The sequence below is a fragment of the Bradyrhizobium sp. 31Argb genome, from assembly GCF_043638955.1.
GTDB lineage: Bacteria > Pseudomonadota > Alphaproteobacteria > Rhizobiales > Xanthobacteraceae > Bradyrhizobium.
The window spans coordinates 1-500 of record NZ_JBEGDB010000717.1 but is presented as its reverse complement, the minus strand read 5'-3'; the positions used below and the strand labels follow the sequence as shown (position 1 = coordinate 500).

Genomic DNA, 500 nt, shown 5'->3' with positions numbered 1-500 from the left:
ACCCTGACTCGATCCATGCGAGAACGACAGTTGAGAACACGGCGATTGGTGATGAACCTAGCAACACCGGAAATATCCGTTCAGAAACTTCAAACCTCGCTGCAGGCGAAAGCTAAGGCTGAACCGGACTATCGATTCTACTCTCTTTGGGACAAAGTCTGCAGATTGGATGTGCTGGAAGAAGCCTACAGGCGCTGCCGTGGAAATCGGGGCGCTCCTGGGGTAGATGACGTCACATTTGCTCAGATCGAAACCGAGGGACGCGAGCGATGGCTGGAAAATGCCAGAGAGGAGCTGATGTCGAGCAACTACCGACCACAGCCCCTGCTGAGAGTATGGATACCGAAGAGCAATGGCGGACGTCGACCGCTTAGCATTCCAACCGTAAAAGACCGGACGGTCATGACGGCGGCGATGCTGGTGATCGGCGCCATCTTCGAAGCGGACCTGCTGGACAACCAGTATGGCTTCCGCCCGAAACTGGACGCCAAGATGGCGGT

1 pseudogene is annotated in these 500 nt (G+C 55.8%); it reads left to right on the top strand.

The annotated features are described in order from the left end of the window. Positions 1–51: 51 nt before the first annotated feature. Positions 52–500 (top strand): annotated as a pseudogene (locus tag AAFX91_RS42415) (group II intron reverse transcriptase/maturase); the annotation flags it as partial.